Source organism: Micromonospora sp. U56 (assembly GCF_018070095.1).
GTDB lineage: Bacteria > Actinomycetota > Actinomycetes > Mycobacteriales > Micromonosporaceae > Micromonospora > Micromonospora purpureochromogenes.
On record NZ_JAGPYL010000012.1, the window covers coordinates 45,083 to 60,891 of the forward strand.

The window sequence follows — 15,809 nt, forward strand, 5'->3', positions numbered from 1 at the left end:
CCGGGCCCGATGCCTCGCTTCCACCTGCGGGGTGCGCCTGTCGACCCCGCACGTGGACGCCACCGGGGGAACGGGATGTCAGTGCAGGAGCGCCAGCAGGTCGAGCGGTGGGGCCCACCGACCGGGTGGTCGGGTCACCGCTCGGCCGCCCGCCCGCCCGGCCCGGCGCAACCCGCGCCAGTGGCGGCCGGCAAGGGCGCGTTCAGCTGGGATCTTCCGGTCGGCCTCGGCTGGCTGGCGGCCGGGATCGCGGCGTTGGGCGTCGAATCCCTCGGCATCACCGCCGATCCGCGACACTCGACGACGCTGCTGCTCGGTGCCCTGGCCCTGCTCTTCGGGCTCTGGGTCTTCTACTGCGACGGTGGGGCGCGAATCACTGCGGTCGGGGTGTACAACTTCAGCTTCGCCCTCTTCGTCGGCTTCGCCGCGCTGTACACCGAGATCAAGGCCGGAGCTGGCGCGTCCCAGGTGCCGATCCTGCAGGCCCTGTCGCTGTGCTACTTCCTCCACGTGTCGACCTGGCTCATCTTCTGGAGCCGGATACGTCGGCGTCCGGAGAGCGAGCCGGTGCGCGCGGACCCCGAGCTGAGCCGGTGGGCGCTGCGGTGGGGGCTCACCCTGCTGGTCCTCGGCGTGGTGCTCACCGTGGTGTTCCCCAGCCGGTACCACCACCTGCTCATCGACTCGACCGGGTTCGTGGGTGTCGTCCTGCTGGGCCTCGGCCTGCTGCCGGGCCGGCGCCGTCGGCGCCGGCTGATCTACGGCCTGGTGCCGATGGCGGGCTTCGCGCTCTACTACGCCTACCTCTTCGATGACTTCGGACGGATCGTCCTCGGTTCCCTCGGCTTCGCCCTGGCGGTGATCCTGGCGAACCGGGGCCGTGGCCGCCGGCACGTGAAGCTCTGGTTGGTCGCCGTGGCGGCGCCCACCGTGTTCCTGCTCGGCCAGATCAGAGCGGCCACCGGCGCCGACGAACGGGATGCGGACGGTCTCGGGTCGGTCGTGACGCCGTTCCGCGACTTCACGAGGCTGCTGGACCTCGACGCGATGGGCGCGCTGCCCAGGGCGTGGGGGGAGACCTTCTGGGCGGCGGCGGTGACCCTGGTGCCGCGCACGGTGTGGCCCGGAAAGCCGGACGGCCTCGGCGCCGCCCTGGTGCCCATCCTCTCCCCGGAAATGGTGGGCACCGGCCATACCCACGCGGCGCTCTCCCCGGGGGAGTGGCTGATCAACTTCGGCCTGGTCGGTCTGCTGCTGATGGTCCCGGTCACCGGACTGGCACTGCGCTGGATCGATCGGGCGGTGGACCGGGTGGCGTCGCGGCCCGTCACCATGCCACGGCAGCTGCTGGCCTACACGGCCGGCATCCTCGTCGTCGTCGGCATGGTCGATCTGATGTGGGTGGGCACCTCGACCTACGTGAGCAGGACGGGCTGCCGGCTGCTGGTGGTCCTCGTGCTGGTCGTCCTCGTCGCGTGGTGGCACCGTCCGCCGGCGGGCCTTCCGGGGCATCGTCCCGGCAGCCCCCTGATGTCCGAATTGCGCCGTTAATCGTACCTTGGGGTCTACCTCACTCGTTGTCTGGATCGAAACTGTCACCGACAAAGGAGCACGAGTGAGCGCTGCGCTTGCCGGCAGCCGGGTCCTGATCACCGGCGGCACAGGATCGTTCGGTCAGACCATGGTGCGAAGACTGCTCGACCGGGACGTCGAGGAGGTCCGGGTGCTGAGCCGTGACGAGGCCAAACAGGACGCCATGCGCCGGGTCGTCGGGGACGACCGGGTCCGGTACTACGTCGGCGACGTACGCGACCTCGACTCCGTGTCGGGCGCCGGTCGGGACGTGGACCACGTCTTCCACGCCGCGGCACTCAAGCAGGTGCCGTCGTGCGAGTTCTTCCCGCTCGAGGCGGTGCGGACCAACGTCGTCGGCAGCGGGAACGTGATCGAGGCCGCCGAGCGCAACGGCGTCCGGTCGGTGGTGCTGCTCAGTACCGACAAGGCCGTCGGTCCGGTCAACGCGATGGGCATGTCGAAGGCGCTCATGGAGAAGTTGGCCCAGGCCCACGCCCGCAACAACCCCCGCAGCGACACCATCGTCTCGTGCGTGCGGTACGGCAACGTCATGTACTCGCGCGGGTCGGTCATCCCGCTCTTCATCGACCAGATCAAGGCGGGCCGGGCACCGACGGTGACGGATCCGGGCATGACCCGCTTCCTGATGTCCCTCGACGAGTCGGTCGAGCTGGTGGAGCACGCCTTCCGGCACGCCCGGCCCGGCGACATCTTCGTCCGCAAGGCGGCCGCCTGCACGGTCGGCGACCTGGCCGAGGCGGTCTGCCAGCTCTTCGACGTGCCGGCGAAGCTGGACATCATCGGGGTTCGGCACGGCGAGAAGCAGGACGAGACGCTGGCCAGCCGCGAGGAACTGGCCAGGGCGAAGGACTTCGGCGACTTCTTCCGGGTGCCGGTCGACGCGCGGGACCTGAACTACGCGCTCTACACGTCCGAGGGTGAGCTGCGGGCGAACCCGGCCGAGGACTTCAACTCGGCGAACGCTCCGCGCCTCGGCGTACCTGAGATCAAAGACTTGTTGCGCACCTTGCCGGAGGTCCGGGCGGAGCTGGCGCTGCGCGACCCGGTACTGGCGTGTTGAGGCTGGCGCTCACCGGCGGTCGGGGCTTCCTGGGCTGGCACGTCCGGGTGCTCGCCCGGACCCTCGGCTGGCCGGACCCGGTCCTGCTCAGCGGCGCCGACCTGATGGACGCGGCCACCGTGGCGGCGAAGCTCGACGGCGTGGACCGGGTGCTCCACCTGGCCGGGGTCAACCGGGGCGACCCGCAGGAGGTGGCCGGCGGCAACGTGGAGTTGGCTGCCGCCCTGGCTCGTGGGCTGCGACGCTGCCCCACCCCGCCCGGCGCGGTGGTCTTCGCCAACTCGGTGCAGTCCGGCAACGGCACCCCGTACGGCGATGCGAAGGCCGTCGCCGCCGCCACCCTGGCCGTGGCCCGACCCGACCTGATCGACGTGAAGCTGCCGAACCTGTACGGCGAGCACGGCCGGCCGTACTACAACTCGGTGGTCGCCACCTTTTGCCGGCTGCTCGCCGAGCAGCGGTCGCCCGAGGTGCACGAGGACCGCGAGGTGACCCTGGTGCACGTCACCGACGCCGCGGCGCGGCTGATGGGCGCCCCGGACGGCGGCCCGTGGGACAGCGCCATGCCCGGCCTGCGAGTCGGGATCCGGGAACTGGCGGACCGGCTCACCGGCTTTGCGACCGCCTACCGCGGCGGGGAGATCCCCGCGTTGTCGGACCGGCACGCGGTCCGGCTGTTCAACACCTACCGGTCGCACTGCTTCCCGACGCACTACCCGCTGCCGGTGACCCGGCGGGCCGATCCGCGCGGGGAGCTGGTGGAGACGGTCAAGGTGCACGGCGGCGGCGGGCAGACCTTCTGCTCCACCAGCCGCCCCGGCGTCACCCGGGGAGAGCACTTCCACCTGGCCAAGGTGGAGCGCTTCTGCGTCCTGCGCGGAACTGCCGAGATCCGGCTGCGCCGGGTCGGCGACGACGACGTCGTCCGGTTCCCGGTCAGCGGTGCCGAGCCGGTGGTGGTGGACATGCCCACCATGTGGGCGCACAACATCGTGAACACCGGCTCGGACGAGCTCCTCACCCTCTTCTGGACCAACGAGATCTTCGACCCCGCCCGGCCGGACACCTGGCCGGAGCCGGTGGAGCTGACCACGGCGGAGCCGGCGGGGGTGCCGGCGTGAGAGAGGGCCAGGCATGACCCGCGTGATGACGGTCGTCGGCACCCGTCCCGAGATCATCCGGTTGTCCCGGGTGCTGGACCGGCTGGACCGGACCGTGGAGCACACCCTGGTCCACACCGGCCAGAACTGGGACCGGTCCCTGTCCGACGTGTTCTTCACCGAGCTGCGGCTGCGCCAGCCGGACCGGTTCCTGCGGGTGGACACCTCGTCGCTCGGCCGGGTGCTCGGCGGGGTGCTGATCGGCATGGAGGAGACGATCGCCGAGCTGCGCCCCGACGCGCTGCTGGTGCTCGGCGACACCAACAGCTGCATCGCCGCGCTGATGGCCCGCCGGATGCGGGTGCCGGTCTACCACCTGGAGGCCGGCAACCGGTGCTTCGACCTGAACGTGCCCGAGGAGACCAACCGGCGGCTGGTGGACCACGTCGCCGACTTCAACCTCGTCTACACCGAGCACGCCCGACGCAACCTGCTGGCCGAGGGCCTGCACCCGCGGCGGATCCTGCACACCGGCTCGCCCATGCGGGAGGTGCTGCTGCACTACCGGGCGGACATCGAACGGTCGACCATCCTGGACCAGCTCGGGCTCACGACCGGAGAGTTCTTCGTGGTCAGCGCCCACCGGGAGGAGAACGTCGACCGGCCGGACCGGCTGGGCCGACTGCTGGACTGCCTCCGGGCCGTGCACGACGCCTGGAAGCTGCCCGTACTGGTCTCCACCCATCCGCGTACCCGCAAGCGGCTGGAGGCTCTCGCCTCGGACGCCCTGGCCCTCGACGGGATCACCTTCCACGAACCGTTCGGGCTCTTCGACTACGTGCACCTGGAGAGCCGGGCCCGCTGCACCCTGTCGGACAGCGGCACGATCAGCGAGGAGGCGGCGATCCTGGGCTTCCCCGCGGTGACCCTGCGGGAGTCGATCGAGCGGCCGGAGGCGCTGGACGCCGGCGGGATCGTGATGACCGGCCTCGACCCGGCGGGCGTGGTGGAGGCGATCCGGGTGGTGACCGAGCAGGTCGCCACGGACGGGGTGCGCTGCCCGGCCGACTACCAGGTCCCGGACACCTCCCGCCGGGTGGTCGACTTCGTCCTTTCCACCGTCCGCCGGCACCACGACTGGGCGGGCATCCGCCGCTGAGAACACCGTCGAGGGCCGGGACCGCGCGACGGTCCCGGCCCCCTTTTCGGTACGCGGCGTGCGGGTCAGCGACCGATGACGGCCTGCACGGTACGGGCGAGGATCAGCAGGTCGCCGAGGAAGCTGCGGGTCTCGACGTAGCGCACGTACATCTCGACCTTCCGGGGCAGCACCACGGCCAGGTAGTAGTCCTCGGGCTGCGGCGCCCGGGCGAGTTCCGCGGACTCGTTGCGGTAGATGATCGACGCCGGGTCGGTGATGCCGGGCCGCACCGACAGGATGCGCCACCGCGCGATCGGCGGCCAGCAGTCCACGTACCGGCGTACCTCGGGTCGTGGACCGACCAGGCTCATGTGGCCCACCAGGACGTCGTACAGCTGGGGCAGTTCGTCGAGCTTGCTGGCCCGCAGGAACCGGCCGACCCGGGTGATCCGGTCGTCGGTGTCGGAGGTGACGGCCGAGCCGGGGGCGACCCGCATGGTGCGGAACTTGTGGATTCGGAAGCTGCGGCCCCGGCGACCGGCGCGTTCCTGCCGGAACAGCACCGGACCGCCGTCGTCGAGCCGGATGGCGACGGCCACCGCCGCCAGTACCGGCGCGCAGAGGATCAGGGCCACCGCGGCGACGGCGATGTCGAAGCAACGCTTGATCATGCGAGCACCTTGTGGACGGAGGTGATGACCCGGTCGACCTGCTCGTCGGTCATCGCGGAGAAGAGCGGCAGGCTCACCACCCGCTCGAACTCCGCGCTGGCCACCGGGAACATCGCGTCGGTCAGCTGGCACCGCTGCCGCCAGTAGGTGTGCTGGTGGAGCGGGATGAAGTGCACGCTGCACCCGACGCCGAGGTGGGACATCTCCGCGACGAACGCGTCGCGGTCGACCCGGGCATCGGTGCGCATCCGGACCACGTACAGGTGCCAGGCGTGCACGGCGCCGGCGGGGGCCGGCGGGGGGAGGTCGAGGGGAAGCTCGGCGAAGGCCCGCCGGTAGCGGTCGGCGATCTCGGCCCGCCGTGCCCGCATCGCCTCGGCGCGGTCGAGCTGCACCAGGCCGAGGGCGGCGGCCGGGTCCGTCAGGTTGCACTTGTAGCCGGCCGCGACGACGTCGTACCGCCAGGCGGGTCGCTCGCTGCGGTAGCGGTCGAAACCGTCCCGGTCGAACCCGTGCAGGCGCATCACCCGGACCCGTCGCGCCAGGTCGGCGTCCCGGGTGACGAGCATGCCGCCCTCGCCGGTGGTGATGGTCTTGGTCGCGTAGAAGCTGAAGATCGTTGCGGCGCTGGTGCCGGAGCCGACACCGACGCCCTCCGCGGCGGCGGGGAAGGAGTGGGCGGCGTCCTCGACCACGGCGAGCCGGTGGGACTCGGCGAAGGCGCGCAGCCGCGCCGGCGACACCAGCTGGCCGGCGAAGTGCACCGGCAGCACCGCGACGGTGCGCGGGGTGACCTTGTCCGCCGCGTCGGCGAGGTCGATGTGCAGCGTCAGCGGATCCACGTCGACGAGCACCGGTTCGGCGCCGAGGTGCACGACGACCTCCGCCGTCGCGGTGAAGGTCCAGGTCGGCACCAGCACTTCCATGCCGGGCCCGACCCCGAGCGCCTCCAGCGCGAGATGCAGGCCGGCAGTTGCCGAGTTCAGCGCTACGGCGGTGACCCCGTGACCACACGCCTCCGCGAAGCGTTGCTCGAAACGTGGCACCACCGGCCCGCTGGAGACCCAGCCGGAGCGGAGCGCAGCGGTGACCGCGGCGATCTCGTCCTCGCCGATGTCGGGCAACGCGAAGGGAAGCCTGCTGTTTTCCACCCAGAACTCCTCTTTGCCACCTGACGACCGATTTTCCCTTGCCGGAGGTTAAACTGTCTTTGCCCCTTATGGTGACTATTTAGGCTTTTGCGAATATTGCTCGGGAGGTTCCGAATGCGGGTTGGCCTGCTGACCCAGTGGTACGACCCCGAACCGGGGCCGGCAGCGCTGCCCGGCGCCCTCGCCCGGGCGCTGGCCCGCCGGGGCCACGAGGTCCAGGTCCTGACCGGCTTCCCGAACTACCCGACCGGCCGGGTCGCCCCGGGCTACCGGATCCGTCCCCGTCGGGACGAGGTCGACGGCGACGGCGTGCGGATCCGCCGGGTCGCCCTCTACCCGAGCCACGACCGTTCGGCGCTGCGCCGCCTGGCGAACTACGGCTCCTTCGCCGCGTCGGCGCTCACGTTGGGCACCGGCGCGCTGCGCGGCCTGGACGCGCTGTGGGTGAGCAACTCTCCCATCACCGTCTCGCTGTCGATGTGGTACGCCCGCTACGTCCACCGGGTGCCGGTGGTGCTGCACGTGCTGGACCTCTGGCCCGACAGCGCGTACGCCAGCGGCTTCGTCGGGCCGGGTGGCGCCGGCACGCTGCTGGCCCGCGGCATGGGGGGCTGGTGCGCCGCGATGTACCGGTGCGCGGACCGGATCGCGTACATCTCCCCGGGGGTGGGCGAGCTGTTGGCCCGGCGGGGAGTGCCGGATCACAAGCTCGTGCACATTCCGATGTGGGCCGACGAGACGGCCGCCACCACGGGCGACCGGGACCTCCGGGCCGAACTGGGCCTCCGCGACGACCAGGTGGTGCTCGTCTACGCCGGCTCGATGGGGCAGGCGCAGGGGCTCGACGCCCTGCTCGACGCCGTCGCCCTCGTCGACGACCCGCGGCTGGTCTGCCTGCTGGCCGGCTCCGGGGTGTGCGAGGAGCGGCTGCGCCGGCAGGCCGCCGAGCGGAAGCTGCGCAACGTGCGCTTTCTCGGCCGGCTGCCGGCCGACGAGATGCCGGCGCTGATGCGGGCCGGGGACGCCCACGTGGTCAGCCTCCGGCCGGGCGGCATGTCGGCGTACACCATGCCGAGCAAGGTTCAGGCCATCCTCGCCGCCGGGCGGGCGATGCTGGTCGTCGCCGAGGGCGACGCGGCGGCGGTGGCCATGGCCAGCGGGGCCGGGCTCACCGCCCGGCCCAGTGATCCGTCCTCGATCGCCGATGCCATCCGGGAGGTGTGCCAGCTCGGGCGGGAGAAGTTGGAACTGCTCGGCCGGGCCGGGCGGGAGTACTACGACCGCGAGTACTCGCTGGCCTCCGGCGTACGGCGGGTGGAGGACGCGCTGCGGGCCGTCGCGGCAGGTGCCCGGTGAGCCGGGGCGCCGTCGGGGCGGTGGACGTCCTGCGGGCCGAGGACGTTCGTACGGCTGCGGCGCTGCACGTGCGGGCCTTCGAACGGTTCTTCCTCACCAGTCTCGGCGAGCCGTTCCTACGGGAGTTCTACGCCGGCTTCGTTCGCGATCCCGACGCTGTCACGGTGGTCACGCGGGACCCCGACGGTCGGCTGGTCGGCGTGGTGGTCGGCACGATCGCCCCGGAGCTGTTCTTCCGCCGCCTGCTTCGCCAGCGGGGCCCCCGGTTGGCGCTGGCGAGCCTGCCGGCCGTCGTCCGCCGTCCCGCGGTGGCACTGCGCCTGCTGCGCGGGGTGGCCTACCGCGGCGAGGTGCCGGTCGAGGCGCGCGGAGCACTGCTCAGCTCCATCTGCGTCGACCCGGCCGCGGCGCACGGCGGGCACGGGCGTCGGCTCCTCGACGCCTGGTGGGAGGCGGTCCGGCTACGCGGAGTGAGCTCGGCGCACCTGACCACCGACGCGGACGACAACGAGCGCGTCAACGCCTTCTACCAACGGGCCGGGTGGACCCTGCGGGGGACCTGGACCACCCAGGAGGGGCGGCGGATGAACTGCTACGGCATCGCGGTGGCCCCGGTCGGGGCGGAGGCCGGCGGCCCGGCCGACTGACCGCGGTCGCGGCCGCCCTGCCCGTCCTGCTCACCCACCATCCTGACCGGCCCGACCCCCGTCCCCGCGCCAGAACTGGCGCGGGGACGAAGCTGACGCCGTCAGCTTCCGGGTGTCCGTACGGCGGCCAGGGCGCTGTCGAGCCGGGGCGCGAGCGTCTGGGCGTAGGTGGCGGTGAGGTGGTTGGTGTCCCGGTAGACCAGTACGCCACCGATGACCGCCGCGCAGCGGTCGGTGGGACAGATCGCGTCGTTGAGGTCGACCAGGTGGACCCCCGACTGTCCCTTGGCGGCCCGCTCCTGGGCGATGCCACCCCCGGCAGCCAGCACCTCGTCACGGGGCGGGGCGCACCGGGTGAGCCGGTCCGGGTTGGCGGAGACACACTCGACCGGGTCCCGACGGTGGTACGGCGGGTCCCGGAGCACCACCACCGGCACTCCGATCCCGGTCATCTCCCGCCAGGTGTTCCGTAGCCCGTCGGCCAGGATGTCGTGCGCATCCCGGGTCACCAACTCGCCGTCGCGCACCGTCAGGTAATGGGAGTTGCCCACCAGCAGCAGGTCGGGCGGGTCGGCGCGCAGTTGGCCGCGGACCCGCTGGTTCCACTCGGTGCAACTGGTGTACGGCCGGCCGTCCAGCGCCACCTCCATCGCCAGGAACGGGCACGAGGACTTGGTGTGGGTCACCACCCGCCACTTCCGCTGCACCGCGACCGCCTCCAGCGCCGGCAGCCACTGCGCGGCGTGCGAGTCGCCGGCGAGCACCACGGTGTAGGAGGCGTCCTTGACCCCGTACACACAGGTCAGTGGCTCGCTGCTGTTCTGCTGGACGTGACAGTTGGTGCGGGTCGTCGCCGGGACGTCCTTCGCGGCGACCAGCGGGTCGGGGGTGATCGAGTCGACCCGGTCGACCGGTCTCCCGGCCTGGTCACCCCGGGGCGACTTACGCAGGACGGCGGCTCCCGGCGGCCCGGCCGGGGCGGGGGCGCCCACCGACGCGCTGCTCCCACCCGGTGGCGGCACCGCGGACGCGGACACCGGCGGTCGGGCCGGCGACCAGACGGTCAGCTGGAAGAGCAGGCCGGCGACCACCGCCGTGCCCGTGCAGAGGCCGCCGATCCCCAGCGCCTGCGCCGGCTGCCAGTGCAACGTCTGGGATCGGCGGATGGGGTTCTCGACGAAGTGGTAGGTGAGGACCGCCGGCACCGCGGAGAGCGCGACCACCGCCAGGCGCGCGGACGCGCTCAGCTCGCCGAACCGGTAGTCGGCGACGATCAGCAGGGGCCAGTGCCACAGGTAGAGCGAATACGACAGCGCGCCGACGCCGCGCATCGGCGGCAGGCTGAGCAGCCCGGCCGGCCCGGCCCGGCCGGCGGCCACCGCGAAGGCGATCACCACCGCTGTGCCGGCGGTCGGCAGCAGGGCGACGTACCCGGGGAAGGCCGACGCGGAGTCCAGCAGGAAGGCCGAGGCGACCACGGTGACCAACCCGGACCAGGCGAGCACGACGGCGAGCGCACGCGGGGTGCGGTGCAGTCGGGGACCGACGATGGCCACCGCGCCGCCCAGGGCGAGCTCCCAGATCCGGGTGGTGGTCACGAAGTACGCCGGGGCCCGATCGGCCGACGTCAGGTATACCGACCAGGCGAAGGACGGCAGGGCCACCACGGCGAACCCGACCATCAGCACCCCGCGGCGTAGCCGTCGCCGGCCACCGAGAACGGCCAACCCGAGCAGCAGCAGCGGCCAGATCAGGTAGAACTGCTCCTCGACGCTGAGCGACCAGTAGTGCTGCAGGACGCTGGGTGCCTGGTCGACGAACATGTAGTCCACCGACTGCTCGGCGAGCCGCCAGTTCATCACGTACAGCGCGCTGCTCACCACGTCCCACGCGATGGTGGAGAAGCGGACCTTCGGCAGGAACAGGTACGTGAGCAGCAGGGTGACCACGAGCACCAGGCCGGCGGCGGGCAGCAGCCGCTTCGCCCGTCGGGCGTAGAAGCTCACCAGCGAGATCCGTCCGGTGCGGTCGAGTTCCTCGACGAGCAGGCCGGTGATCAGGAAGCCTGAGATCACGAAGAAGACGTCCACGCCGACGAAGCCGCCGGGGATGAACTGGCTACCGGCGTGGCTGACCAGTACCAGCAGGACCGCCAGGGCGCGAAGTCCCTCGATGTCACCCCGGAAGGAGGCCCGCGGTGGGGCCTTCGGCCTGCTTCGTGTCTGGGTCATTGTCCCGCCCTGCGCTAGAAATCTGGTTAGCGTTGCCGTTAGGGGTTATATCCCACAAACGCACTTCCGTCCGGTTTTCGCAGTGTTGCGCCGTGTCGCCGTCTTGTCGGAGCTCGGCCGTCCGCCGCTCCCGTGCGGGGCGAGCGGCGCCGGACCGTTGTCCGTCCGGCGTGGACCGGGAGGGCCGACATCCGGAAGGTGCGCCGTGGCGACGGGCCCCGGCGGCGGTAGGGTTCTCCGGGCCGCGCCCGGCGGTTCGTGCCTCGAGGGGAGCGATTCTTGCTGCACTTGAGGATCATCGCGCCGGCCGACCGGTCGTCCCAGGTGGCCGACCTGCTCGCCGACAACCCGGGGGTGGCGCACCTGGCCGTGATCTCCGGCGCGGCCCGGCAGCCCCCCGGCGACCTGGTCCTCTGCGATGTGGTCCGGGAGAGCGCCGACCGGGTGCTGCACCAGTTGCAGGAGCTCGGGGTCGAGGCGCACGGCGGGATCTCCGCCGACGACGTCGAGCTGACCCTGTCCCGGGCCGCGAAGCAGGCCGCCCGGGACGCCCCGGGTCACGGCGAGGACGCGGTCGTCTGGGACGAGATCGCCGCCAAGACCGGCGAGCAGACCGAACTGACCGGGACGTACCTGGCGCTGATCATCGTCGCCACGATGATCGCCGGAGTGGGCGTGCTGCTGGACCAGCCGATCCTGATCGTCGGTGCGATGGTGGTCGGCCCCGAGTTCGGCCCCCTCGCCGCGCTCTGCGTCGCGCTGCTGCGCCGCAAGTCCCGCACCATCGTCCGCTCGGTGCAGGCGCTGACGGTGGGCTTCCTGGCCGCCATGGTGGCGACTGTGCTGAGCACCTGGGCGCTCACCGCCGCCGACCTGGTCAACCGGGAGATGCTGCTCGCCGAGCGGCCGCTGACCGACTTCATCTGGCGGCCCGACGCGCTCTCCTGGGTCGTCGGCATCCTCGCCGGGATCGCCGGGATGCTCTCGCTCACCTCGAAGAAGTCCGGCTCGCTGGTCGGTGTGCTGATCTCGGTCACCACGGTGCCGGCCGCCGCGAACGTCGCCGTCGCCACCGCGTACGGGGTGTGGCACGAGGCGGCCGGGTCGGCGCTCCAGCTCGTGATCAACATCTGTGCGATCGTGCTCGCCGGCCTGGCCACCCTCGCCGTGCAGCAGCTGTGGTGGTGGCGGGTGGGCCGGCGCGCCGGCCGGGTCACCGCCAGTCGTCCCCAGCCTCCAGTCGGCGGGTGAGCAGCGTCCGCAGCGGGATCGACTCGCCGTCCCGGCCGCCCCGGCCGAGCACCAGCGGCGCCGGGTCGGGCTCGGGGTCGACGCCGAAGAGCCGGCCGCGCAGGCTGGGCGGCACGCTGAGCAGGTGGAACCGGCCCGCCGTGTCCACCGCCCGGGTCCCGGCGCGGTCGACGTACCAGCCGGTCAGCCGGGTCCGGTAGCGACCGCGACCGTCGTGCCCGCGGGCGACCAGCGGCGTGGTGCGCAGGCCCCGCCGGATCGCCTCGGCGGCGAACCAGGCGACCAGTTCCGCGGCCTGCGCGTGCTCGGCCGCCCGCTGCCGATCGGCGGCCTCCGCGTGCGCCCGCACCGCCCGCTGCTGCCGCTCCCGCCACTGGAGGCCGTCGTCCGCACCCATGCCGCGACGGTACGCCCACCACCCCGGGCCTCCGCCTCGGGCGCGCCCTGCCTGCTCGACCGGGTCGGTCCTGCCCAGCTCCCGGTCCGGTACTGTCCAGCTCCCGGTCCGGTCCTGCCCAGCTCTCGGTCCGGTGCCGCCTGGTCGCCTGGTGGGGTCCTGCCTGGTCGCCCCAGTTGGTCCTGCCGCCTCGTCCAGCCGCGAGGGGGAGGCAGGCGGTGGGCCGTTCGACCGCCGCCGCAGCTGGTCGGGCCACGCCACTCTCGGCTGACGCGTTACGCAGAGTCAGGTCGTTCACGGCATGGACCGTGGTGAGCGATATGCCTGTGAGTCATAAATATGCCTCACAGGCATATCGCTCGATAGTCACACGCCGGCCCGGCCCGACACGCGCGGTCGACATGCCGCAAACATTGGCCGGCGGTGCCTGCCCAAGGAGGTGCCAGGCAGGCACCGCCGAGCGGCGCCGGTGGAGACAACGGACCCTGCCCACCGGCATCGCGTGATCGCCCCCTGCGCACCGGCATCGCGTGATCGCCGCGCAGGGCGGGACCACGCGATACCGCCGGGGTCAGGCCAGGCCGGCCCGGCGCAGCGCCTCGGCCATCGCGTCGTTCACCGGGGCGGGTGCAGAGCCGCCACGGCCCTGCCGCTGCTGCGGCCCGCCGCGCCCGCCGTCCCGCTCCCCGCGCTGCCCGCCCTCGCCGCCGCCACGTCCGCCAGTGCCGCCACGCCCACCGCCGCCGCCACGTCCGCCGGTGCCGCCACGCCCGTCAGTGCCCCGCGGCTCGGAGCCGCCGCGCGCGTCGGATCCCCCGCGCTGCCCGCGGGGATCGGAAGTGGACCGCCCACCCTGGTCGCCGCGCGCCCCGCCACGCTCCCGGCGCCCGGCCTCGACCGAGGCCGACGGGCGACCGGGGCTGCCGGCGGCGTCCTCGTCCAGCCGGAGGGTGAGCGAGATCCGCTTGCGAGGCACGTCCACGTCGAGCACCTTGACCCGGACCACGTCGCCGGACTTGACCACGTCCCGCGGGTCCTTGACGAAGGTGTGGGACATCGCCGACACGTGCACCAGGCCGTCCTGGTGGACGCCGACGTCGACGAACGCGCCGAACGCCGCGACGTTGGTGACCACGCCCTCCAGCAGCATCCCCGGGGCCAGGTCGCTGATCTTCTCCACCCCCTCGGCGAAGGTGGCGGTGCGGAACTCCGGTCGCGGGTCGCGGCCCGGCTTCTCCAGCTCGGCGAGGATGTCGGTGACGGTGGGCAGGCCGAACGTCTCGTCGACGAAGTCGGTGGCCCGCAGCCCGCGCAGGATCGCCGACCTCCCGATCAGCGAGCGCAGGTCCTGCCCGGTGCTGGCGAGGATCCGCCGCACCACCGGGTACGCCTCCGGGTGCACGCTGGAGGAGTCCAGCGGGTCGTCGCCACCGGGGATGCGCAGGAAGCCGGCGCACTGCTCGAACGCCTTCGGGCCGAGCCGGGGCACCTTCTTCAGCTCTGCGCGGGACCGGAACGGGCCGTTGGCGTCGCGGTGCAGCACGATGTTCTCCGCCAGGCCGGCGCCGATGCCGGAGACCCGGGTCAGCAGCGGCGCCGAGGCGGTGTTGACGTCCACCCCGACCGCGTTGACGCAGTCCTCGACCACCGCGTCCAGCGAACGGGAGAGCTTCACCTCGGACAGGTCGTGCTGGTACTGCCCGACGCCGATCGAGCGCGGGTCGATCTTGACCAGCTCGGCGAGCGGGTCCTGGAGGCGGCGGGCGATGGAGACCGCGCCGCGCAGCGACACGTCCAGCCCGGGCAGCTCCTGGGAGGCGTACGCGGAGGCGGAGTAGACCGACGCGCCGGCCTCGGAGACCACCACCTTGGTGAGGTTGAGCTGCGGGTACCGCTTGATCAGGTCGCCGGCGAGCTTGTCGGTCTCCCGGCTGGCGGTGCCGTTGCCGATGGCGACCAGCTCGACGCCGTGCGCCCCGGCGAGCCTCGCCAGGGTCTCGATCGAGGCGTCCCACTGCCGGCGCGGCTCGTGCGGGTAGATGGTGTCGGTGGCGACCACCTTGCCGGTGGCGTCGACCACCGCGACCTTGACACCGGTGCGCAGGCCCGGGTCCAGGCCCATCGTCGCGCGGGTGCCGGCGGGCGCGGCGAGCAGCAGGTCACGCAGGTTGGTGGCGAAGACCCGGACGGCCTCCTCCTCCGCCGCCTGCCACAGCCGCATCCGCAGGTCCGCGCCGAGGTGGATGAGGATCCGGGTACGCCAGGACCAGCGCACCGTGTCGGCGAGCCACCTGTCGGCGGGCCGCCCCTGGTCGCTGATCCCGAACCGGCCGGCGATGGCCGCCTCGTACCGGCTCGGGCCGGTGACCACGGCGTCGGTGTCGCCCTCCGCCTCCGGGTCCATCGTCAGGTCGAGCACGCCCTCCTTCTCGCCCCGGAACATCGCCAGGATCCGGTGCGAGGGCAGCCTGGGGTACGGCTCGGCGAAGTCGAAGTAGTCGGCGAACTTGGCGCCGGCGGCCTCCTGGCCGTCGCGTACCCGGGAGACCAGCCGGCCCCGCGACCACATCTGCTCGCGCAGGGTGCCGATCAGGTCGGCGTCCTCGCCGAAGCGCTCGATCAGGATGGCCCGGGCGCCCTCCAGCGCGGCGGCGGCGTCGGCCACCCCCCGGTCGGCGTCGACGAAGCCGGCCGCCGTCTCGCGCGGGTCCCGCGCCGGGTCGGCGAGCAGGGTGTCGGCGAGCGGCTCCAGCCCGGCCTCACGGGCGATCTGCGCCTTGGTCCGCCGCTTGGGCTTGTACGGCAGGTAGATGTCCTCCAGGCGGGACTTCGAGTCGGCCGCCATGATCTGCGCTTCCAGGGCCTCGTCGAGCTTGCCCTGGCCGCGGATCGACTCCAGCACGGCGGCCCGCCGCTCGTCCAGCTCACGCAGGTACCGCAGCCGCTCCTCGAGGGTGCGCAGCTGCGCGTCGTCGAGCAGGCCGGTGGCCTCCTTGCGGTAGCGGGCGATGAACGGCACGGTGGCGCCGCCGTCGAGCAGCTCCACGGCCGCCCGCACCTGACGCTCCGCGACGCCGAGCTCGTCGGCGATCCGCTGATGAACTGACTGGGTCACGATCTTGATCCGCCTTCGCTGTGGGTTCCGTGCTGCATTCTGCCGCCCGCCCCCGACGGCGCTCGCCATACCCGCCCGACGCGCCTGCGCTAG

The 15,809-nt window shown here is 72.6% G+C and carries 12 protein-coding genes; 7 read left to right on the forward strand and 5 right to left on the reverse strand.

All coding sequences use genetic code 11. The features are described 5' to 3' along the window. The first annotated feature begins 75 nt into the window (after positions 1-75). The 4 genes from KBX37_RS07310 to wecB all read left to right on the forward strand — a co-directional run bounded on the left by KBX37_RS07310 (position 76) and on the right by wecB (position 4,915). Positions 76-1,551, forward strand: coding sequence for a hypothetical protein (locus tag KBX37_RS07310; RefSeq protein WP_210775154.1), 1,476 nt, complete (start codon positions 76-78; stop codon positions 1,549-1,551). A gap of 64 nt (positions 1,552-1,615) precedes the next feature. Continuing rightward, positions 1,616-2,656, forward strand: coding sequence for a polysaccharide biosynthesis protein (locus tag KBX37_RS07315; RefSeq protein ID WP_210775155.1), 1,041 nt, complete (start codon positions 1,616-1,618; stop codon positions 2,654-2,656). Beyond that, positions 2,650-3,777 (forward strand): capsular biosynthesis protein, encoded by a 1,128-nt coding sequence (locus KBX37_RS07320; RefSeq protein WP_210775156.1) that lies wholly within the window; start codon positions 2,650-2,652, stop codon positions 3,775-3,777. Before KBX37_RS07315 ends, KBX37_RS07320 begins: the two co-directional genes overlap by 7 nt. A gap of 13 nt (positions 3,778-3,790) precedes the next feature. After that, on the forward strand, positions 3,791-4,915 hold the full coding sequence (gene wecB / locus KBX37_RS07325) for a non-hydrolyzing UDP-N-acetylglucosamine 2-epimerase (protein ID WP_210775157.1): 1,125 nt from the start codon (positions 3,791-3,793) through the stop codon (positions 4,913-4,915). Positions 4,916-4,980: 65 nt separating this feature from the next. Here the strand turns inward: wecB and KBX37_RS07330 are convergent, their stop codons facing one another. After that, positions 4,981-5,568: a sugar transferase gene (locus KBX37_RS07330; RefSeq protein WP_210775158.1), complete on the reverse strand. Its 588-nt coding sequence runs from the start codon at positions 5,566-5,568 to the stop codon at positions 4,981-4,983. Then, positions 5,565-6,719, reverse strand: a complete 1,155-nt coding sequence (locus tag KBX37_RS07335; protein WP_210775159.1) for a DegT/DnrJ/EryC1/StrS aminotransferase family protein — start codon at positions 6,717-6,719, stop codon at positions 5,565-5,567. The genes KBX37_RS07330 and KBX37_RS07335 overlap by 4 nt, the downstream gene beginning before the upstream one ends. A 114-nt stretch (positions 6,720-6,833) precedes the next feature. On the opposite strand from KBX37_RS07335, the gene KBX37_RS35425 reads away from it, so the two are divergent. Both KBX37_RS35425 and KBX37_RS07345 read left to right on the forward strand, forming a co-directional pair. Then, complete coding sequence (locus KBX37_RS35425; protein ID WP_210775160.1) at positions 6,834-8,075, forward strand: glycosyltransferase family 4 protein; 1,242 nt, start codon at positions 6,834-6,836, stop codon at positions 8,073-8,075. Next, positions 8,072-8,722, forward strand: a complete 651-nt coding sequence (locus KBX37_RS07345; protein WP_210775161.1) for an N-acetyltransferase — start codon at positions 8,072-8,074, stop codon at positions 8,720-8,722. The genes KBX37_RS35425 and KBX37_RS07345 overlap by 4 nt, the downstream gene beginning before the upstream one ends. A 101-nt stretch (positions 8,723-8,823) precedes the next feature. Here the strand turns inward: KBX37_RS07345 and KBX37_RS07350 are convergent, their stop codons facing one another. Further along, positions 8,824-10,953, reverse strand: coding sequence for an acyltransferase family protein (locus KBX37_RS07350; RefSeq protein ID WP_210775162.1), 2,130 nt, complete (start codon positions 10,951-10,953; stop codon positions 8,824-8,826). 279 nt (positions 10,954-11,232) lie between these two features. Between KBX37_RS07350 and KBX37_RS07355 the strand changes: the two genes are divergently transcribed. Further along, positions 11,233-12,204 (forward strand): DUF389 domain-containing protein, encoded by a 972-nt coding sequence (locus tag KBX37_RS07355; RefSeq protein WP_210775163.1) that lies wholly within the window; start codon positions 11,233-11,235, stop codon positions 12,202-12,204. Here KBX37_RS07355 and KBX37_RS07360 read toward each other — a convergent pair. Beyond that, on the reverse strand, positions 12,167-12,601 hold the full coding sequence (locus tag KBX37_RS07360; protein ID WP_210775164.1) for a hypothetical protein: 435 nt from the start codon (positions 12,599-12,601) through the stop codon (positions 12,167-12,169). The two genes, KBX37_RS07355 and KBX37_RS07360, sit on opposite strands and share 38 nt — an antisense overlap. Before the next feature lie 571 nt (positions 12,602-13,172). Then, entirely contained in the window at positions 13,173-15,716 is a 2,544-nt protein-coding gene (locus KBX37_RS07365; protein ID WP_307848985.1) for a Tex family protein, read from the reverse strand. Positions 15,717-15,809 lie beyond the last annotated feature (93 nt).